The 17,477-nt window shown below is 31.5% G+C and carries 18 protein-coding genes and 2 pseudogenes; 19 read left to right on the top strand and 1 reads right to left on the bottom strand.

What is annotated here, in order from left to right:
• Window positions 1-145 precede the first annotated feature (145 nt).
• From B8978_RS03010 to B8978_RS02995, 4 genes are all read left to right on the top strand, one after another.
• Entirely contained in the window at window positions 146-700 is a 555-nt protein-coding gene (locus tag B8978_RS03010; RefSeq protein ID WP_084113803.1) for a GNAT family N-acetyltransferase, read from the top strand.
• A gap of 117 nt (window positions 701-817) precedes the next feature.
• Entirely contained in the window at window positions 818-1,453 is a 636-nt protein-coding gene (locus B8978_RS03005; protein WP_084113802.1) for a TetR/AcrR family transcriptional regulator, read from the top strand.
• A gap of 110 nt (window positions 1,454-1,563) precedes the next feature.
• The gene (locus B8978_RS03000) at window positions 1,564-2,772 is read left to right on the top strand and encodes an alpha/beta hydrolase family protein (protein WP_084113801.1); all 1,209 of its coding nucleotides are present in this window, start codon (window positions 1,564-1,566) and stop codon (window positions 2,770-2,772) included.
• 133 nt (window positions 2,773-2,905) lie between these two features.
• Window positions 2,906-3,169 (top strand): VOC family protein, encoded by a 264-nt coding sequence (locus B8978_RS02995; protein WP_341435431.1) that lies wholly within the window; start codon window positions 2,906-2,908, stop codon window positions 3,167-3,169.
• A 185-nt stretch (window positions 3,170-3,354) separates the two neighbouring features.
• On the opposite strand, the gene B8978_RS02990 is transcribed toward B8978_RS02995, so the two are convergent.
• Window positions 3,355-3,882, bottom strand: a complete 528-nt coding sequence (locus B8978_RS02990; RefSeq protein ID WP_084113799.1) for a peptidoglycan-binding domain-containing protein — start codon at window positions 3,880-3,882, stop codon at window positions 3,355-3,357.
• A 547-nt stretch (window positions 3,883-4,429) separates the two neighbouring features.
• Here B8978_RS02990 and B8978_RS02985 point away from each other — a divergent pair.
• The 15 genes and pseudogenes from B8978_RS02985 to B8978_RS20335 all read left to right on the top strand — a co-directional run bounded on the left by B8978_RS02985 (window position 4,430) and on the right by B8978_RS20335 (window position 17,400).
• Window positions 4,430-5,200 carry a class I SAM-dependent methyltransferase gene (locus B8978_RS02985; protein ID WP_084113798.1) on the top strand — a complete coding sequence of 257 codons (771 nt, stop codon included), beginning with the start codon at window positions 4,430-4,432 and terminating at the stop codon, window positions 5,198-5,200.
• A gap of 173 nt (window positions 5,201-5,373) precedes the next feature.
• Window positions 5,374-5,937 carry a TetR/AcrR family transcriptional regulator gene (locus B8978_RS02980; RefSeq protein WP_084113797.1) on the top strand — a complete coding sequence of 188 codons (564 nt, stop codon included), beginning with the start codon at window positions 5,374-5,376 and terminating at the stop codon, window positions 5,935-5,937.
• Between the two features lie 33 nt (window positions 5,938-5,970).
• On the top strand, window positions 5,971-6,774 hold the full coding sequence (locus tag B8978_RS02975; protein WP_084113796.1) for an alpha/beta fold hydrolase: 804 nt from the start codon (window positions 5,971-5,973) through the stop codon (window positions 6,772-6,774).
• Between the two features lie 401 nt (window positions 6,775-7,175).
• Window positions 7,176-7,667 (top strand): recombinase family protein, encoded by a 492-nt coding sequence (locus B8978_RS20145; protein ID WP_139795952.1) that lies wholly within the window; start codon window positions 7,176-7,178, stop codon window positions 7,665-7,667.
• 5 nt (window positions 7,668-7,672) lie between these two features.
• Window positions 7,673-7,876 (top strand): annotated as a pseudogene (locus B8978_RS20450) (recombinase family protein).
• Between the two features lie 284 nt (window positions 7,877-8,160).
• Window positions 8,161-8,739: a TetR/AcrR family transcriptional regulator gene (locus B8978_RS02965; RefSeq protein WP_084113795.1), complete on the top strand. Its 579-nt coding sequence runs from the start codon at window positions 8,161-8,163 to the stop codon at window positions 8,737-8,739.
• Between the two features lie 154 nt (window positions 8,740-8,893).
• Entirely contained in the window at window positions 8,894-10,114 is a 1,221-nt protein-coding gene (locus B8978_RS02960; protein WP_084113794.1) for an NADH:flavin oxidoreductase, read from the top strand.
• Between the two features lie 254 nt (window positions 10,115-10,368).
• Entirely contained in the window at window positions 10,369-11,877 is a 1,509-nt protein-coding gene (locus B8978_RS02955) for a methyl-accepting chemotaxis protein (RefSeq protein ID WP_084113793.1), read from the top strand.
• 56 nt (window positions 11,878-11,933) lie between these two features.
• The gene (locus B8978_RS02950; RefSeq protein ID WP_084113792.1) at window positions 11,934-12,740 is read left to right on the top strand and encodes a nitroreductase family protein; all 807 of its coding nucleotides are present in this window, start codon (window positions 11,934-11,936) and stop codon (window positions 12,738-12,740) included.
• Between the two features lie 71 nt (window positions 12,741-12,811).
• Window positions 12,812-13,813: an NADP-dependent oxidoreductase gene (locus B8978_RS02945; protein WP_084113791.1), complete on the top strand. Its 1,002-nt coding sequence runs from the start codon at window positions 12,812-12,814 to the stop codon at window positions 13,811-13,813.
• A 75-nt stretch (window positions 13,814-13,888) separates the two neighbouring features.
• A complete protein-coding gene (locus B8978_RS02940) occupies window positions 13,889-14,734 on the top strand; it encodes an alpha/beta fold hydrolase (protein WP_084113790.1) in 846 nt (281 codons plus the stop codon).
• Window positions 14,735-14,820: 86 nt separating this feature from the next.
• Window positions 14,821-15,663, top strand: a complete 843-nt coding sequence (locus B8978_RS02935; RefSeq protein WP_084113789.1) for a nitroreductase family protein — start codon at window positions 14,821-14,823, stop codon at window positions 15,661-15,663.
• Window positions 15,664-15,948: 285 nt separating this feature from the next.
• Window positions 15,949-16,280 (top strand): annotated as a pseudogene (tnpA, locus tag B8978_RS02930) (IS200/IS605 family transposase); the annotation flags it as partial.
• Between the two features lie 395 nt (window positions 16,281-16,675).
• Window positions 16,676-17,113, top strand: a complete 438-nt coding sequence (locus B8978_RS02925) for a MarR family winged helix-turn-helix transcriptional regulator (protein ID WP_084113788.1) — start codon at window positions 16,676-16,678, stop codon at window positions 17,111-17,113.
• A gap of 161 nt (window positions 17,114-17,274) precedes the next feature.
• Complete coding sequence (locus tag B8978_RS20335) at window positions 17,275-17,400, top strand: hypothetical protein (protein ID WP_278326696.1); 126 nt, start codon at window positions 17,275-17,277, stop codon at window positions 17,398-17,400.
• The last annotated feature ends 77 nt before the right edge of the window (window positions 17,401-17,477 follow it).

Raw genomic sequence — 17,477 nt, 5'->3', positions numbered from 1 at the left:
ATATATTTGCAGTTTAGTTATTAATTGATATCAATATATCAGAGAGGTGTATATAAAATTTAGTATTTTTTATGGATAGTGATACAATATTTTTGGATAGAGACGTCTTTATACTAATTACAGATAAATTTGGAGAGTGATTTTAGTGCAAAAAATTTATGAAACTGAAAGGCTTTTGTTAGAAGTCTTAGACAAATCTTATGCAGAAAGGGTTGTAGATTATTATCTAAGAAACAAGTCTTTTTTAGAAAAGTGGGAACCTGTGAGGAGTGAAGAATTTTATACAAAGCAATATCAGGAAGAGCAATTAGATAAAGCGTTAACAGGTATTATAAATGCTAATTCATTGATATTATGGATATTTAAGAAACAAGATGACCACAGAATATTAGGTTCTATTGCCTTTACTAACATAGTAAAAGGTGTATTTTTATCAACTTATCTTGGTTATAAATTAGATAAAGATGAAATCAATAAAGGTTACATAACCGAAGCAGTTCAAAAGGGAATTGAAATTATGTTTAATGAATATGGATTGCACAGGATTGAAGCCAATATTATGCCTAAGAATGAAAGGTCTTTAAGAGTAGCTCAGAAATTAGGCTTTTACAATGAAGGAGTGGCATATAAATATTTAAAGATAAATGGAAAATGGGAGGACCATATACACATGTGCCTATTAAACGATAAGTTAGAATAATAGTACTTTGTATAGTATTTAATCATGAATTAACTGTTGAATATCCACTGTATTTTAAAACCTATTGCATAATATTAAAATGTAAGTTATAATTTCATTGAACAGGCGGTGAATAAATTGAAAAATAATAATATTAAACTTACAAATAGAGATCTTCAAGCACTAGAAAGACGTAGGCAACTTCTAGACTCAGCAAAGGAACTATTTGCCTCTAATGGTTACCATGCAACAACAACTAGACAGATAACAAAGAATATTGGCATGGCTGACGGGCTTATTTATCACTATTTTCCCGACGGAAAAAAGCAAATTTTAGATATAATTATTAAAGAATTTATCGATGAAAAATGGATTGAATTTGAAGAAGATATATCTGAAGTTACTAGCGACATACCACTTAAAAAAATTCTTTTAAAATTGGGAAATATAATATTTAAGTATATTGGTAATGATAAGAATATACTAATTATATTATTAAGGGAACAAAATATTTTATCCGATGAATATATTAATACTTTTAATAACCATATAAAGAAAGTAATTCATAAAACAGAACTTATTTTAAAAGAGAAAGCTGAAAAAAATGAAATAAAAACTTTTGACTTTTTTATGATGGCAAATCAGTTTTGGAGTGCTATATACACGTATATATTACAAAATACACTTTTTGGAGAAAGAAATTTGTATTCAAGAGGCAAAGATGAGTATTTAGAGCAAATTATAAATTATACTCAAATGACTTGGAAAAAATAAAAATTCCTTTGTGGAATTTTATATATTTTATTCACTGAGCGTTCAATTAAAAATAAAATATATTTACTAACAATAAAACTAAAAATTATTATATAGAGGAGGATTTAACCATGAAACTACATTTTCAAGACCAAGCATTTTCATTTGAATTATTAAGAGCTGTAACTTATGCAGGATATCAAGGAGCAGAAATAGGTGAAGCCTTAGCAACAGCTGCTAAAATTAAAGAAGGAGATTTTGATAGTTGGTATGAAGAATGGAAGAATACAGCTGAAAGAGTTGAACAAACAGGTATTGACTGCTTAAATAAGAGACATAAAATCAGTGCCCGAGAAGCTTTCCTTAGAGCGCATAATTATTACAGAACTGCTGAATTCTTTTTACAAGGAATTGATCCAAGACGCAGTGAAAATTTTGAAAAAAGTGTTGACACTTTCGAAAAAGCAATGAAGCTTATAGATTCACATTTTGAAATAGTTGAAATACCATATGAAGGTACATATTTAAAAGGTTATTTCTATGGAGCATTAAACTATGATAAAGCTAAGTCCACATCAATACCAACTTTATTATTTATCGGTGGATATGACTCAACTCTTCAAGAACTTTATTTCTGTGGGGCTGCTCCGGCTATAAAACGTGGTTATAACTGTCTGATCTTCGAATGCCCAGGACAAGGAGAAGCTTTAAGAAAGAATAAACTGTATATGCGCCATGATGCGGAAGTTCCAGTTGGTGCTGCAATAGATTACCTTGAAACAAGAAACGATATTGATATTAATAAAATTGCTTTGCTTGGCATGAGTTTAGGTGGTTATTTTGCACCAAGAGCAGCAGCTTTTGATAAACGTATAAAAGCATGTATTGCTTTCAACGTATTTTATGATACTTATGAATCTACTATAAATCAAAATCCTCAACTTGAAAAAGTATTAAGTTTGCCAGCAGAACAAAAAGAAGCAATGCTTGCAAAAGCTGAAGAAAATAATTCAAATCTTCGTTGGATGCTAAACAATGGGAAATGGGTATTTGGATTGAAACACAGATATGAAGTTTTTGATGAAATGAAGCAAGCTTCTTTAAAAGGAGTTGCTGAAAAGATTAAATGTCCTATATTGCTTACTATGGGAGAAGCAGATCATTTTGTTTCTAAAGATCAATTAAATGCCCTTTTAGATTCAATAAAAGCACCAAAGACAGTTCACATTTTTACCATAAATGAAGGAGCGGAAGAACATTGTCAGGAAGGTAATCATGCACTATTTCACCAAGTTATGTTTGATTGGCTAGATGATATATTTGGAAATTATTTAGACTAAAATTAAATTAATGTTTATAACCTGCCATGCAAGGATTGCCACTTGCCCTTGCCACAAGGGCAATCGATTTTATGTACATGATATTGAGCAATCAATAGAATTTTACGAAAAGGTCTTAAATGAAAAATGTAATTTGAGGTTTAAGTACCCTCAGGTAAATTTAGAATTAGCACAAGTAGGAAACATTTTAATTCTTGCTGGATCTGATGAGGCATTAAAGCCATTTAGGTATACTCAAGCAACATTTTTAGTTGATTCTATTATTGAATTCAAAGAGTTTTTATTAAATAATGGCGCTACAATTATTAGAGATTTAAAGGAAGTTCCAGCAGGAATGAATATGACTGTAAAACATTTTGATGGTACTATAGTTGAATATGTTGAACATAAAAATTAATCTGCAGTAAAATAATTCAATAATTAATTTATCCCTAGAGTAGTAGAAGCTATTCTAGGGAATTTTTTATTTACAAATTTAGAATAAATGTTTATTTTAAAAAATGTGCTATTTTAATACATAAAGAAATCGTTATGACTTTAGTTAGAATATTTTCACTGTAATTTCTTTAACATAATATTTTTTTATTTATCCCATTGACCTAAACAATTCCATGTGTCTCTTCCAACAACTCCATCTTGTTTTAGACCATAGTCGCCTTGAAATATGGAAACAAGGGTGTATGTATCAACACCATCAACTCCATCAATAAAATTATTGGAATGAACATCAAATATAAGAGCATCCATAGCTTCGTCTTGAGAGATACCTGGTCGAGTAAAGTAATAATAAAGAGCCGTTTGAACTTCTTTTACAACATATCCAACGTCATCTTTTTGTACAACACCACCTTCATTTAAAATAGTTACAATATTAGGACCACCATTAGGACCATAGTTAAATGCTGGACGAATTATTTTGGCTGATTTAACAAATGCTTCTGCTTTAATTGCAGAGGCTGGTTTATTAACAAATGCTTTTGTTTTAACTGCAGCAACGGGTTTATTAACTTGTACATTTCTATTATTATTGGTAGCACCGAAAGCGTTAGAAGAAATTAAGACAGTAGAAGCAATCCCTAAAACTAAAGTTTTTAATTTTAAGTTTTTCATTTTGAATCCCCCTTAAATTTGATTAAAATCTATTTTTAATACAATTACAATATATAACATACTGGAATAAATGTTAAATGTTATATTTGATTGAATTTTATTGTAATTACCTTAATAGGACAACCTCTAACAAATAGATGTAAAATTCTTACCGTAGGCTAGTGTTTCTGCAATTTAAAACATTTGGAGTAATTATAAATGGTGTTGAGACAGATTTTTATTCTGTAGACCATCATATAGAGTGTGACAGTGAACTGTAACGATGTTATACAGGAGAAAATGTAATTGAGCTCACTGGAAATATTATCAAATTATATTAACTCCAACATGGAGAACTTTATAATAAAAATCAAAATAATAGTAAATTTATATTCCAAAATTAAATATAGAACAGGCAATGAAATATGAAATAAAAAAGAGCAATATTGGATAAAAGTATATTTACAAAATATGATATATTAACATTAAAATATATAATTGAGAATCTATAAAGATTTAAATTATATGAAAAATAAAAAGCAAATTAAATTGAGAGTGGGGCTTAAATATGGAAAATACTATAATTAATTATTATAATACGTATGATGAAGACGGACGATTTTTTAGAAACAATGGACACCAAATAGAATTGATAACTTCTATGATATATTTTAAAAGATTCTTTAAAAAAGGTTCATTCATACTTGATGGTTGTGCGGGAACAGGAAATTATTCGTTTAAACTGGCAGAATTAGGACATAAAGTGATAGCAGGAGATATTGTTCCTCATAATGTTGATATTATAAGAGATAAGCAAAACAAAAATCCTATGTTGAATGATATTTATACTGGAAGTATAACTAATTTAACACGTTTTGAAAGTGAAATATTTGATGTTGTTTTGTGCATGGGGGCATTTTATCATATGGGTGATGAAGAAAGAAAGATTGCAATGGCTGAATGTTTACGTGTGTTAAAACCAAAAGGATTATTAGTTATTTCATATATAAACAACACAGCGGTTTCGGTATATTCACTAAATTCAAGTGATAAACTTGAAAATATTGAAGAAGCAGTCACTTGGTATAATAATAAGACAAAGGATGGTGTGTTCTTACATATGTCACCATTAGAAATTGAACAAATTGCAAAAATATACAATACTAAAATAGTTGCTCATATTGCAACAGACGGTATAGGTTATCTTCTTTCAAGTAAGATAAATCAGGCCAATAAAGAAGATTTTGAAAAATGGATTCAATTTCATCTACAAACTTGTGAAGATAAGAGCTTATTAGGGTATAGTTTACATGGATTAGCCATTTTAGAAAAAGTATAATTTTAATGTATGATGTAATCATAATATTAATTAAATTGAATCTATAATTATGAGGTCTTCTCAAAAACAGTCAGTGGAACTATAATAAAATTAACTTACTGAACGGTTTGGTCTACAAAGGAGGATGGCATGAATTTAAAATATTTTGAGTTACCAATAGATAAACAAAAAAAATAGTTAATGGCGGATACAAGCTGTTTGCATTATTCCCTTATAAAAAAGCTTCAATGGCTGCAATTGCTGATGAAGCTAATATTTCCAAGTCATTATTATTTTATTACTTTAAAAATAAGAAGGAGTACTATTTATTTTTATTTGAGACCGCAATTAAATTTACCAATGAGAAGAGAGCAGAAAGTATTCAAGAAAAAAAGTATGCTTTATTTGAATTAATCAATCAAAATGTTAAATGTAGGATGAAAATGATACACGATTATCCGTACTTATACAAATTTATGACAAGAGCATATTATGAAACATTTGAAGACATTAAATTTGAATTAGATATAAAGAAAAAAACAATAACACAAGTTGGGAAAGAAGAAATATTAAATCTTATTGATCATAATAGATTTAAAAATGCAAATGATGTACTGGTTTTGTTTAATATTATACTTTCCATAGCAGAAGGGTGTATGCGTGGTTGTGAAGATTTGGATATTTTGAAAACCCAGAGGATGATAGAAGAGTTTAATTGTATGATGGAATCTTTAAAAAAGCATTATTACAAGGAATAATATGAAAAATTAATGAAAGAGGGGGAATGGATTATGGAAGTCAAATTTCAACATTTAGTATTTCAAAATTTGAACTGTGAAATTCATTATTGGTACAGAAAAGGGTCAGAGAATAAATGGGTGCTATTTTTTCATGGAGCGGGTGTTGACCATGAAATGTTCGAACGCCAATTTGAAGTATTTGATAATACTTACAATTTGATCGCATGGGACGCTCGTGGACATGGAATGTCCAAGGTAGAACAAGGAAAAAAATTTGAGTTCAAGGATATGGTAAGTGACAGTAAAAAACTATATGAAATCTATAGTATTAATAAAGCAATTCTTATAGGGCAATCAATGGGCGGTAATTTGGCGCAACATTTTGCTTATTATTGTCCAGAGTTAGTGGAAAAATTAGTGTTAATTGATTGTACCAAAAACACAGGAAAGTTGATAGGTGTTGAAAAATGTTTGCTGAAAGGTTCTAAGTTTATATTTAAATGGTATCCATGGAAGGCACTTATTAGGCAGAGTGCAAATGGATGTGGAAACAAAGATAGTGTAAGGAAATACGTTATGAATTGCTTTAATAAAATAGATAAAGAAAGGTTTATTGAAATTATGATGGAATTGACAGGATGCCTGAACGAGGATGAAGAATTTATGTTTAAGCAACCGGTGCTATTGCTTTGTGGTTCAGATGATAAATTGGGCAATATCAAAAGAATTGCAGAACTATGGGCTAGAGGCGATAGCAATTGTACGCTTCATATGATTGACAATGCGGCACACAACTCAAATCAAGATAATCCTGAGATGGTAAATGAATTGATTTATAATTTCTTAAATTGTTAACTGAATAAAGCTGATGCACATTATGAGTGCAGTTAAAATAGAAGTTATTTCACATTTTTCTTCAATCATCCTTGCAAAATATGGAATATACAAAATTTAAATATTTAAACCAAGAGCTTGAATTGCAATTAGTTCAGGTTTTTATTTTTTTAAAACCTTTTTCCCCCAGTTCCACGGCATAAATAATTTGAAAAAAGAATTGATACCAATTATATACAGCGTGACTTCTATCACTTTTAGAGTGATATATAGTAGTACTAAATTGATAGAGAGGAGCAAATAAAGTACATGTAAAGATTATTGAACCAACAAAAAATGTACAGAATACTAAGAAGAAAGTATGTGCCTATGCAAGAGTTTCAACTGATAGTGAAAAACAATGAGAATCTTTAGAAAATCAAATACAGTACTATGAAAATATCATTCCCAATAATCCAGATTATGAATCTGCAGCAGTGTTTTCGGATAGAAGTATAACGGGAACTACTAATAACAGACCAGAGTTTCAAAGAATATTGGAGATTTGTAGGAATAAAAAGATAGATTTAATAATCACAAAATCTATATCGAGATTTGCCAGGAATACGACAATCGTACTAGAAACAACAAGAAATCTAAAAGATATAGGAGTAGAAGTTAGATTTGAAAAAGAAAATATAGAAACAATGTCAGGGTACGGTGAGCTAATGCTTGCTGTCCTTTCTTCATTTGCACAGGAAGAAAGCAAAAATGTAAGTGATAACTTAAAATGGAGAGCTAGAAAAAAATTTGAACAAGAAGAATTTATAAAGACTACATTGATGGCAAAGGTCCAAATAGGATTGCAATGGAACTTGAGGTTGAAGGAGTTCCTAATTGGAATTGAAAATCAAAGTGGTATGAAAGCAGCATAAGAAAAATGCTTAGTAATGAAAAGTATAAGGGCGATGCACTGTTTCAAAAGACCTATACGGTGGATTTCCTTACAAAGAAAAGGGTAGAGAATAACGGATAAATTCCGCAGTACTATATTGAAGAAAACCATCCTGGCATAATAGACAAAGAAATCTGGGGGGCGGTGCAGCTTGAAATGGAAAGAAGGAGGGTATTTGCTGAAACTTAAGGTGTATTTAAATTAGATTATGCAACATTAAGATATGTATCTTCATACATTCTAGGTTGATACGATTATTCTGATGGTAAAATGTAGACAGAAGAATTAATAAAATGCTTTAACCACAAAATGTTGTGGTTTTGCAACATAAAACCGGTCAGAAAAGGATAGATAAATACCTGTTTTTGTTTTGATTTTTAAACGAAAATATAGATAATTGAAAGAATATGAAAATAATTCTTGACCGTTCGTTCCCAAAATGTTATTATCAATACTATCAGGGAGGTAAGTTAATGGGAAGAAGTAGGGAATTCGATGAAAATGTAGTTCTACAGAAAGCAATGGAATTATTTTGGAAACAAGGTTATGAAAAGACATCTTTGAACGACCTAGTAGAGCATATGGGAATACATCGTAGAAGTTTATATGATACTTTCGGTGATAAGCATACATTGTTTTTAAAAACCATAGATTGTTACGAAGATTTAATAAAAGATAAAGTACAATTTGAAACTTTACATGCAGAAACGGCAAAACAAGCGATACAATTTATCTTTGATTTTATGATAGAAGGATACGAAGATAGACAATGGGGGTGCTTGATTGTAAATTCAGCAACTGAGATGGGGCTCAGGGATAAAGAGGTAAAAGAGAAGACAGAAGCAGCCTTTATGCAGACAGAGCATCTTCTTGCAGATCTTGTTCGCAAAGGACAGCAGACAGGTGAATTTTCCTGCGAGTATGATGCTGAAGTTTTGGCGGAAATCTTGCAAAATACTTTGCTTGGAATTCGCGTACTTTTAAGAACTTCAGCTAGCAAAGAAAAATTGCATCGTATAGCAGATTTTTTCTTGAATCTTCTAAATAAATAATTTTTTTTACACCAATTAGAATGAACGTTCTCAAAAGATATGCTTATGTTTATTTAAAGCTAGATATCAAACCAATTGAGGAGATGACTCAGACAAAGGGTAATTTACACCTGTAATAATGGAAATCAAAAAATTATGAGAAGGAGCGAGTTTAATGAAAACAGTATTCCACCAAACAGAATCGGGAGAAAATAATGTATTTGAGCCATTTAAATTGGCAGGTATAACATTTCGTAACCGAATTATTAGATCGGCAACGTTTGAAGGAGTGAGTGATGAAAATGGTAAGCCTAAAGAGCAATTACTTAAAAAGTACGAAGCATTAGCTAAAGGAGGGGTTGGTGGAATTATTACTGGTTTTATTGGAGTGGAGCAGCAAGGAAAAGCTTCAGATAATATGGCTATGATTAATAAAACTGAAAATATTGAAGCCTTCAAAAAATTAACGAAGAGAATGCATGAAATGGGGACCCCAATTATTGCACAGCTTAATCATTGTGGAGGTCAGTCAAAAGAAGAAAGTGCCCATATGCAGGTTGCTGCACCTTCTAAAATATCTGACTATAAAGCAAGAGAAATGACTAAAGACGAAATTTTAAAAGTAATAGAAGCTTTTGTTCAAGGAATAAAAAATGCAAAAGAAGCAGGTTTTGATGGTGTACAAATTCATTTGGCGCATGGATACTTACTTTCAGAATTTTTATCGCCAAGAATGAACAGGAGAAAAGATGAATGGGGTGGAAGTACAGAAAATAGATTTAGAATTATTAAAATAATATTTGAAAAAGCTAGGAAGGAAGTGGGAGATTATCCGATCATAGTAAAAGTAAATGGATATGAAACATTAAAGAATGGTTTGACAATTGAAGAGTCTGTAAAAATTGCTAAACTATTAGAGCAGGTGGGATGTGACGGAATTGAAGTTTCGAATGGAACACTAAAAGCTGGGCTTGCAACAATGCGCGGGCAGGTGCCGTGGAAAATGATAATAGCTCAAAATAAGAAGTTAAATAAAATGCCAGAATTTATGAAAAATCTCGTTGGTATAGTTGCAAAGAAAGCAGTACCACAACCTCAGCCAAAAAACTTATATAATTTGGAAGCAGCCATGTCAATCAAGAAAGCTGTAAATATTCCAGTTATTCTAGTAGGAGGAATAACGAAATTAGAAGAAATAGAAGACTTAATTGATAATTATAAATTTGATGCAATTTCCATGTCAAGGCCATTGATAATCGAATCAGATTTAGTAAATAAATTCAAAACAGGAAGACAGACACAGTCAAAATGTATACAATGCAATTTTTGTATAATCGCCGTGGAGAAGGGATCTCTTAGATGCTATTACGGGAATGTTCCAGTAAGTAATTTCTAGCATTTATATTAATCTAGAGTGGGAGGAAGATACTTTCACAGCACCTAAGCAATGGATTAAGTGACTATATTCACCGGACTGTATTGCTTGGGAGTACAGAACTAAAGAAGGATTTAAGAACTTCAAGGAATAGATGCAGGATATAGCTGACAGTCATGGAATGAACAAAATTATTTCCGGAATGGAACCATCTCTGGTAATTTCATTCCATGTAAAGAAAACAAAAGAGTAAGATTAGAAAAGGAGGAGTGCTTATGAGAGGATTAAAAGATCTTTTTCACAATAAAAAGGATTATGAAAATTTAAATTATTTAGTTAGTGGATATTTATTGTTTGTATTTATAATTAGCCATATATTAATGGAAGGCATCTTAATATATTATCAATTGCATTTTATGATTATTTACAATATTTTTTCCATAGTATTAATGTTTATATGCTTTTTTTTAAACCATGTCGGATTTCCGAAAATGGCTGTTATTTTGAATTTAATAGACATATGTATATTTTCAACATTGGGTAGCCTTTTTGGCGGGTGGAATGTAGGATTCTATTTGTTCTTTTTTGATGCAGTTGCAATAGCCTTTTTTACTGAAACATTAGGTCTTAGAACGAAAATGTTTTTTACAATTGCAGTTACTGCATTAGCTGGTATAGTGAAGGTTTATGCTCCGGATAGAGTTGTTTCAGCTGGAAATTCTGCCGATACACTTATCTATTGCATTATATTTTTAGGAATAATTTTATATATGGGGGTAATATATTATTATTTTGATAGTCAGCGAATCATGCTAGCTAAAGAAACTGTCAAATCAAAGCAATTTATAAAAAATATCGAGGGGATTCTAGAAAAGAACATGACAGTTTCAAATGAAGTAAAAAATATTGGAGAGCAGTTTTCAGCCAATTTTAGTGGTAATCTTCGTTCACAGAATGTAATTAGTAGTTCTGCAGAAGTGGTTGCTAAGAACAGCAAAAGTAGCTTGGATATTAATAAAACCATATCCGCAAGAGTTAGTGACTTCTCTGTTATGTTAGAAAAATTAAAAGATTCAGTAATTCAAATTCACGAGAATTCAAAGGAAGCACTTAATCTTAACAACAATGGGAATAAGAATATTATAGATATAGAATTTAAGTTAAATAGTAATGTTGAAAGTACAAATAAGCTAGGAGATGCTATAGTTGAACTAGAGGAAAGAGCTGTTGAAATCGGAACAATTCTTGATGCAATTAGGTCAATAACAAAACAAATTAATCTGCTTTCATTAAATGCTTCGATAGAAGCGGCCAGAGCAGGAGAGAATGGCAAAGGTTTTGCAGTTGTAGCTGATGAGATACGAAAACTTGCTGAACAATCAAGTAGTGCTACCAATGAAATTGAAGAGGTTATCAACAGTGTTAAAGGCAGTGTGGAGGGTTCTCGTAATAATATGAATGAAGTGTGGAATGCAGTAAGTATACAAAAGGAATTAACAGATGAAACGAAAACAAAATTTAATGATATTAAGAGTAAAATTGATATTATGACTAGTGAAATCACTTCAGTAAATGCGGATATACATAGAATTACCAATTTTAAAGAAGAGATATTAACACTTGTTCAGAAATCAGCATTAGAATCTGAAAGCGTTCACAATGAAACAGAAAAAATTGTTGTTTCGATTAAAGAACAAAGTAATTCAATGCAAAATTCAAATTCAATAGCAGAAAAGCTGCTATCTTTGTCGAATAAGTTAAATGCTAATGATGTCCATCTATAATAGCAAAACAAAAAAATTAATGGATAAGTACAAAAATTATTAAGGAGTGAATAAAAATGAGTTTAATAACTATAAATGAAGAAAAATGTATAAAATGTGGATTGTGTGTAGAGGAATGTCCATTAGGAGTATTAAAACTAGAATCTACTGGTCCAAAAGAAGTGAATCCTGATGCATGTTTTGCCTGTGGTCATTGTGTAGCTATATGCCCAAAAGAAGCTATAGATAATAATAAATCACCATTAGCTATGCAAACGGAGAAAGAAGAAATTCCTAAATTAAATGCAGAAGAAGCAAAGAATTTTATTCGATCACGAAGATCTATTCGTTCTTATAAGAATACACCAGTTGAAAGAGAAAAGTTAATGCAACTTGTTGATGTTGCTCATTTGGCTCCAACTGCTAGTAATTCACAAGGTATATCTTATCTAATAATAGATGATAAAAAAACAATTGAATTAGCAGTTGAGGAGTGTATCAACTGGTTTGAGAATGATCCAACTTGGAGTAAGATGCTATCTGGCATTATTAAGGGATACAGAGAAAATAAAGTTGATACTATTTTAAGAGATGCACCTAGTATAATTTTAACTTTAGCTGATGATGATTTTTATAATGGCAGAGAAAATTCTATGATTTCATTATCGTATCTTGAATTATATGCTCCATCTCTTGGACTTGGATCATGCTGGGCAGGAGTATTTGAGATTTGTGCTCGTAGTGAGAATTCACCAATGTACAAGATTTTTAATATTCCAGAAAAAAAGAAAATAACAGGAGCTGTAATGGTAGGATATCCTAAGTATTGTTATAAAAGATTTACAGACAGACAACCATTATCTGCTTCCTTTTATGAAAACTAAATGATGGAATAGATCGAAGCAACATATGGAAAACTTGTACTAGTGATTTTTACTATAAGGAGGTATATATTATGAAAGCAGCACAGATTAGAAAATATTCAAAAATTATTACAGTAGAAGTAAATGACATTCCAATTCCAGAAATTGGTGACAATGAAGTTTTAGTTAAGGTTAAAGTTGCGGCAGTCAATCCGTTGGAAATGCTTATTATTACTGGTAGCGTAAAATTGATTCAGGATTATAAGTTCCCATTGACGCTTGGTAACGAACTGACAGGTGTGATTGAAAAAATCGGTAAAAAGGTGCAGGGATTTAAAGTAGGAGATGCCATATATTCGCGGCTACCCTTAACAAAAATCGGAGCTTTCGCCGAATATGCGGCAATTGATGCAGGTGCTATCGGGCATTTACCGGCTAATCTTGATTTTGTGACCGGGGCGGCTGCACCATTAACGGGATTGACTGCTTATCAGGGGTTACATGAAGAATTGGAAGCCAAAACCGGTGAAACCGTGTTTATCCCCGGCGGTTCCGGATCATTTGGACAAATGGCCATTCCTATTGCCAAGGCAATGGGGCTTAAAGTGATTGTCAGTGGAAATCCTCAGGCACGTGAGCGGACAATTGAGATAGGCGCAGACCAATACCTCGATTATACAACTGAAAATTATTGGGAATTGCTTAGCAATATAGACTATGTGATTGATACCTTAGGACCAGATGAATTCGATCATGAACTTTCAATTATTAAAACGGGCGGCAGGCTTCTTTCTTTGCGGACCAGTCCTAACAAGCGTTTTGCAGAAGATCATGGGTTTCCAGGTTGGAAACAAAAACTCTTTGCTTTTGCTGGGAATAGATATGATAAAAAGGCGAAGAAAAAAGGGGTTCAATATCGTTTCATTTTTGTTCGAAGTGACGGAGCACAATTAGAAAAGATTAAGAAAATTATTGAAGATAACAAGATTGTACCGGCGGTGGACCAAACAGAGTTTCGCATTGAAGACATTGATAAAGCACTGAATCTTGTTGCGCAAGGTCATATAAAAGGGAAAGTTGTAATCAAATTTTAAGGAATGATATGCACAGGTTCATTTTAAGTTTGTGTTATATTCCAATGAAATCATGTTAGATAAGGTGGGATTGCCATGAACACAAAATATTCATATATAAAACAGCCCAATTTAAGTATTACGGCGGCAGATAGAACAGTATACGCTTACCGTGAGCTAGGTGAGAAAAAAGGTATTCCAGTGATTTTTTTCACTCATCTGTCGGCGAATCTTGACAACTGGAATCCGCGTGTCGTGGATGGCGTTGCCGAAAAGCATTGGGTGCTTGCATTTGACAATAAGGGCATCGGACTTTCCAGCGGAACAGTTCCGGATACCATTGAGCAAATGGCAAGAGATGCTTTGACCTTTGTTCATATTCTGGGCTTTGAACAAATCGATATATTAGCCCTTTCTATGGGTGGAATGGTTGCGCAAGAACTTTTAGCTATTGAACCGAAGCTTGTCCGCAAACTTATATTGACTGGAACAGGTCCCCGTGGCGGTGAAGGTATTAAGAATGTTACGAAAATTACTAATTTTGATATGGTACGCGCCATATTTACGCTGAAAGACATAAAAACCTATTTGTTTTTTACGCGTACAGATAATGGCAAACAAAAATCAAAGGAGTTTCTGGCTCGTATCAAGGAACGTAAAGAGGCACGGGATAAGATGATTAGTATCAAGGGATATCGTACACAGCTTAAGGCGATTCACAAATGGGGATTGGCAAAACCCACTGACTTGTCAAAAATTAAGCAACCTACGCTTGTTGTGAATGGGGACAATGACAGAATGGTACCTACACTGAATTCCTATGATTTGGCAAAGCGAATTCCGAATAGTAAGTTGATTATTTATAAGGATTCCGGTCATGGTGGGATTTTTCAAAATCATGATGAATTTGTGAAAGCAGTACTAGAATTTCTGACAAAATAATAATATGAAAATCAAGACACTAAATTACAGGAGTACTTTAATGAGAGTGCAGTTTTTATTAAATATAACGAAATGAGGTAGAAAGAATGAAACTTAATATTCCAATAGAAGAAACTATTAAAAAGAGGGTAAGTGTAAGAACATATGATTCTAAAAGCCTTTCAGAAAAGGATAAAGAAAAATTAGTGAATGAAATTAATAAGTTAACGAATCCATTTGCAGTAAAGGTTCAAGTTCATCTAATTGAAAAAGATACAGCAGCCAATGGAGGAAAATTAGGAACATATGGAGTAATTAAAGGTGCAAAGACATTCTTAGGTGTTTCTGTTGACAAGAGTGAATATGGACTTGTTGCGGCTGGATATCAATTTGAGAATCTGATTTTATATGCCACAAATATGGGGCTTGCAACTGTCTGGCTTGCCGCTACCTTTAGCAGAGAGCAATTTGAAACTGCTATGGATATAAAAAAAGACGAACTGTTTCCGGCAATTTCTCCAATTGGATATGCAGCAGGCAAAAAAAGTGTTACTGAAAGCCTGATGAGAAAAACAATGAAGTCAGATAAACGGAAACCATGGGAAGAGATTTTCTTCCAGGATTCTTTTGAAAATCCACTTTCAAAAGAAGAAGCAAATGAGTATTTAAAACCTTTGGAAATGCTTCGTTTAGCACCTTCTGCTACTAATGCACAACCATGGAAAGTAGTGAAAAAACAAGGCTCTTATCATTTTTTTGAGTCACATAAGAAGAATATAAAAGAAGAGGAAATTATGATTAAAAAGGTTGATCTTGGAATTGCTTTAAGTCATTTCCATCAGACAGTACTGGAGAATGGATTAACTGGAAATTTTGAAAAGCAGTCAGATTTTAAAATAGATGTTCCAGATAATACGGACTATATTATTTCCTGGAATATGGCGGATTAAAAGTAAAACTATTAAATCAAGATCTAAGGGATGTTTGACAAATACATGATGTAGAATACAATTTTACGGTGTGAATGGATATTTAGAGACTAATATTTCAACTTTTATAGAAATTAAGGCGATCGATTAATGAATTGGTTGTATTTTTGTTTATGGACTTTAGTCTGTTGAGATCGTGAAGCAGGCGAAACAATAAACCACCCGCTATGCGGGTGCGAGACAGGAGTTATACGAAAAATAATATACAATGAATAAAAATAAAGTATAGGAGTAGTAATAAGATAATTATGCAATTACAAAGTAGTAGAGATAATAGAATGGCATTTAATGAATGACCATATACAAAGGTTTGTAAGTATGACACCTAAATTAAGTGTATCTAGTTTTATGGGATGCTTAAAAAAGGAAAGAGTGCTTTAATAATATTTGACAAATATGCAAATTTAAAATACAAGTTTAGTAATAGACATTTTTGGGCATAAGGCTATTGTGTTAGTACTGTTGAACTAAACGAAACAATAATAAAAAAATATATACAAGAGCAAGAAAAACACGATATTATAGTTGATAAATTAAGTGTAAAGGAATATGAAGCCCCTTTAAGGGATATCAAGTAGTACGTTCGTCCATTTAGGGACGGCAAAAGAGGCTTATATCCTCAGAGTAAGCCACCCGTTTTACGGGTGGTCATGACTTTCAATTTTGTCAACTTTAACAATTCTCAAACAATTTACAAACATAACTTTTGTAAAATACGAAAATATATTATAATAAATTAAAGGAGAATTGTAAAATGAAAGACAAAGAAAAATCAGACGAATAAAATATTTCTCAAGACAAGTATAGTATGCTTAAAAAAATTATGAGTAACAATTTAAATATAAGCAAGAGTAAATCAGAGTATGGATTGAATATTACTAAAAAAATTATTTTTAGTAAATTTAATACTTGACCTCAAAATGAAAATCTAGTATCATTTGTATATGCAAGTGATGTTATTAGGAGGGAAGTTATGAAAAGTGATGAATCTGTTTTAGCTAAGTGTTTATTTTTTACATCAAATCGTCTTTCTAATATAATGAGAAAGGTTGCTGATGAAGCCTTTAGTAATTTAGATATTGCATCATCTTATGTATATTTATTAATACTAGTTAATCAATATAATGGAATTACTCAATCAGAACTTAGCCAAAAGCTAGATATTGCACCATCTACGTCTACAAGGTTTGTTGATAAATTAATATCACAAGATATTGTGAAAAAGGAGTATCAGTGGAAAACTGCTCATATCTATCTTACAGACAAAGGAAAATATATATGCGAACAGATTGATGATTGTTTTAAAAACTTATATAAATGCTATACTGATATTTTAGGCGAAGATGTGAGTAATAATTTAGCTAAGGAAATGTGGGAAGTTAGTGAAGCTTTAGCGAAAAAGGGATACTGATTTCTTTTTTTACAATATCAATTGCATATGCAACTGATGCTAATTATAATCTTAAAATAGTTTTTACAACAGCTGAAGCAACTGGTAAGCATATTATCAAAATTGTTGGTACAGCAACAATTGTAACTAAACTGTCCGAAAAAGAAGAAGCTTATTCTAAAATGGATAAAGTAGTTTTAGCCATATATAAATCTTGGAGTAATCCATTATTAGAAATTTTGTGTTTGTCAGACTGTGAAATAAAATTTACAAAAGGATTTGGGCTGTCTGAGATGATTAAAGGTTAATTAAATAGGTATAGTTCACATTTTTGTGATTAGTCCATATAATTATGGAGACTTGTGCTCATTATAATATTACATAT

It is taken from the genome of Clostridium acidisoli DSM 12555 (assembly GCF_900176305.1).
GTDB lineage: Bacteria > Bacillota > Clostridia > Clostridiales > Clostridiaceae > Clostridium_I > Clostridium_I acidisoli.
The sequence above is the reverse complement of the archived record's forward strand: the minus strand, read 5'-3'. Positions and strand labels throughout refer to the sequence as shown.

Bases quoted from the DNA above. Each gene is read 5' to 3' on its own strand.
- B8978_RS02955 (WP_084113793.1), top strand. From the start codon at position 10,369: ATGAGAGGATTAAAAGATCTTTTTCACAATAAAAAGGATTATGAAAAT.
- B8978_RS20335 (WP_278326696.1), top strand. From the start codon at position 17,275: ATGGATAAAGTAGTTTTAGCCATATATAAATCTTGGAGTAATCCATTA.
- B8978_RS02975 (WP_084113796.1), top strand. From the start codon at position 5,971: ATGGAAGTCAAATTTCAACATTTAGTATTTCAAAATTTGAACTGTGAA.
- B8978_RS03000 (WP_084113801.1), top strand. From the start codon at position 1,564: ATGAAACTACATTTTCAAGACCAAGCATTTTCATTTGAATTATTAAGA.
- B8978_RS02965 (WP_084113795.1), top strand. From the start codon at position 8,161: ATGGGAAGAAGTAGGGAATTCGATGAAAATGTAGTTCTACAGAAAGCA.
- B8978_RS02990 (WP_084113799.1), bottom strand. From the start codon at position 3,882: ATGAAAAACTTAAAATTAAAAACTTTAGTTTTAGGGATTGCTTCTACT.
- B8978_RS02950 (WP_084113792.1), top strand. From the start codon at position 11,934: ATGAGTTTAATAACTATAAATGAAGAAAAATGTATAAAATGTGGATTG.
- B8978_RS02960 (WP_084113794.1), top strand. From the start codon at position 8,894: ATGAAAACAGTATTCCACCAAACAGAATCGGGAGAAAATAATGTATTT.
- B8978_RS02925 (WP_084113788.1), top strand. From the start codon at position 16,676: ATGAAAAGTGATGAATCTGTTTTAGCTAAGTGTTTATTTTTTACATCA.
- B8978_RS02935 (WP_084113789.1), top strand. From the start codon at position 14,821: ATGAAACTTAATATTCCAATAGAAGAAACTATTAAAAAGAGGGTAAGT.
- B8978_RS02940 (WP_084113790.1), top strand. From the start codon at position 13,889: ATGAACACAAAATATTCATATATAAAACAGCCCAATTTAAGTATTACG.
- B8978_RS02945 (WP_084113791.1), top strand. From the start codon at position 12,812: ATGAAAGCAGCACAGATTAGAAAATATTCAAAAATTATTACAGTAGAA.
- B8978_RS02985 (WP_084113798.1), top strand. From the start codon at position 4,430: ATGGAAAATACTATAATTAATTATTATAATACGTATGATGAAGACGGA.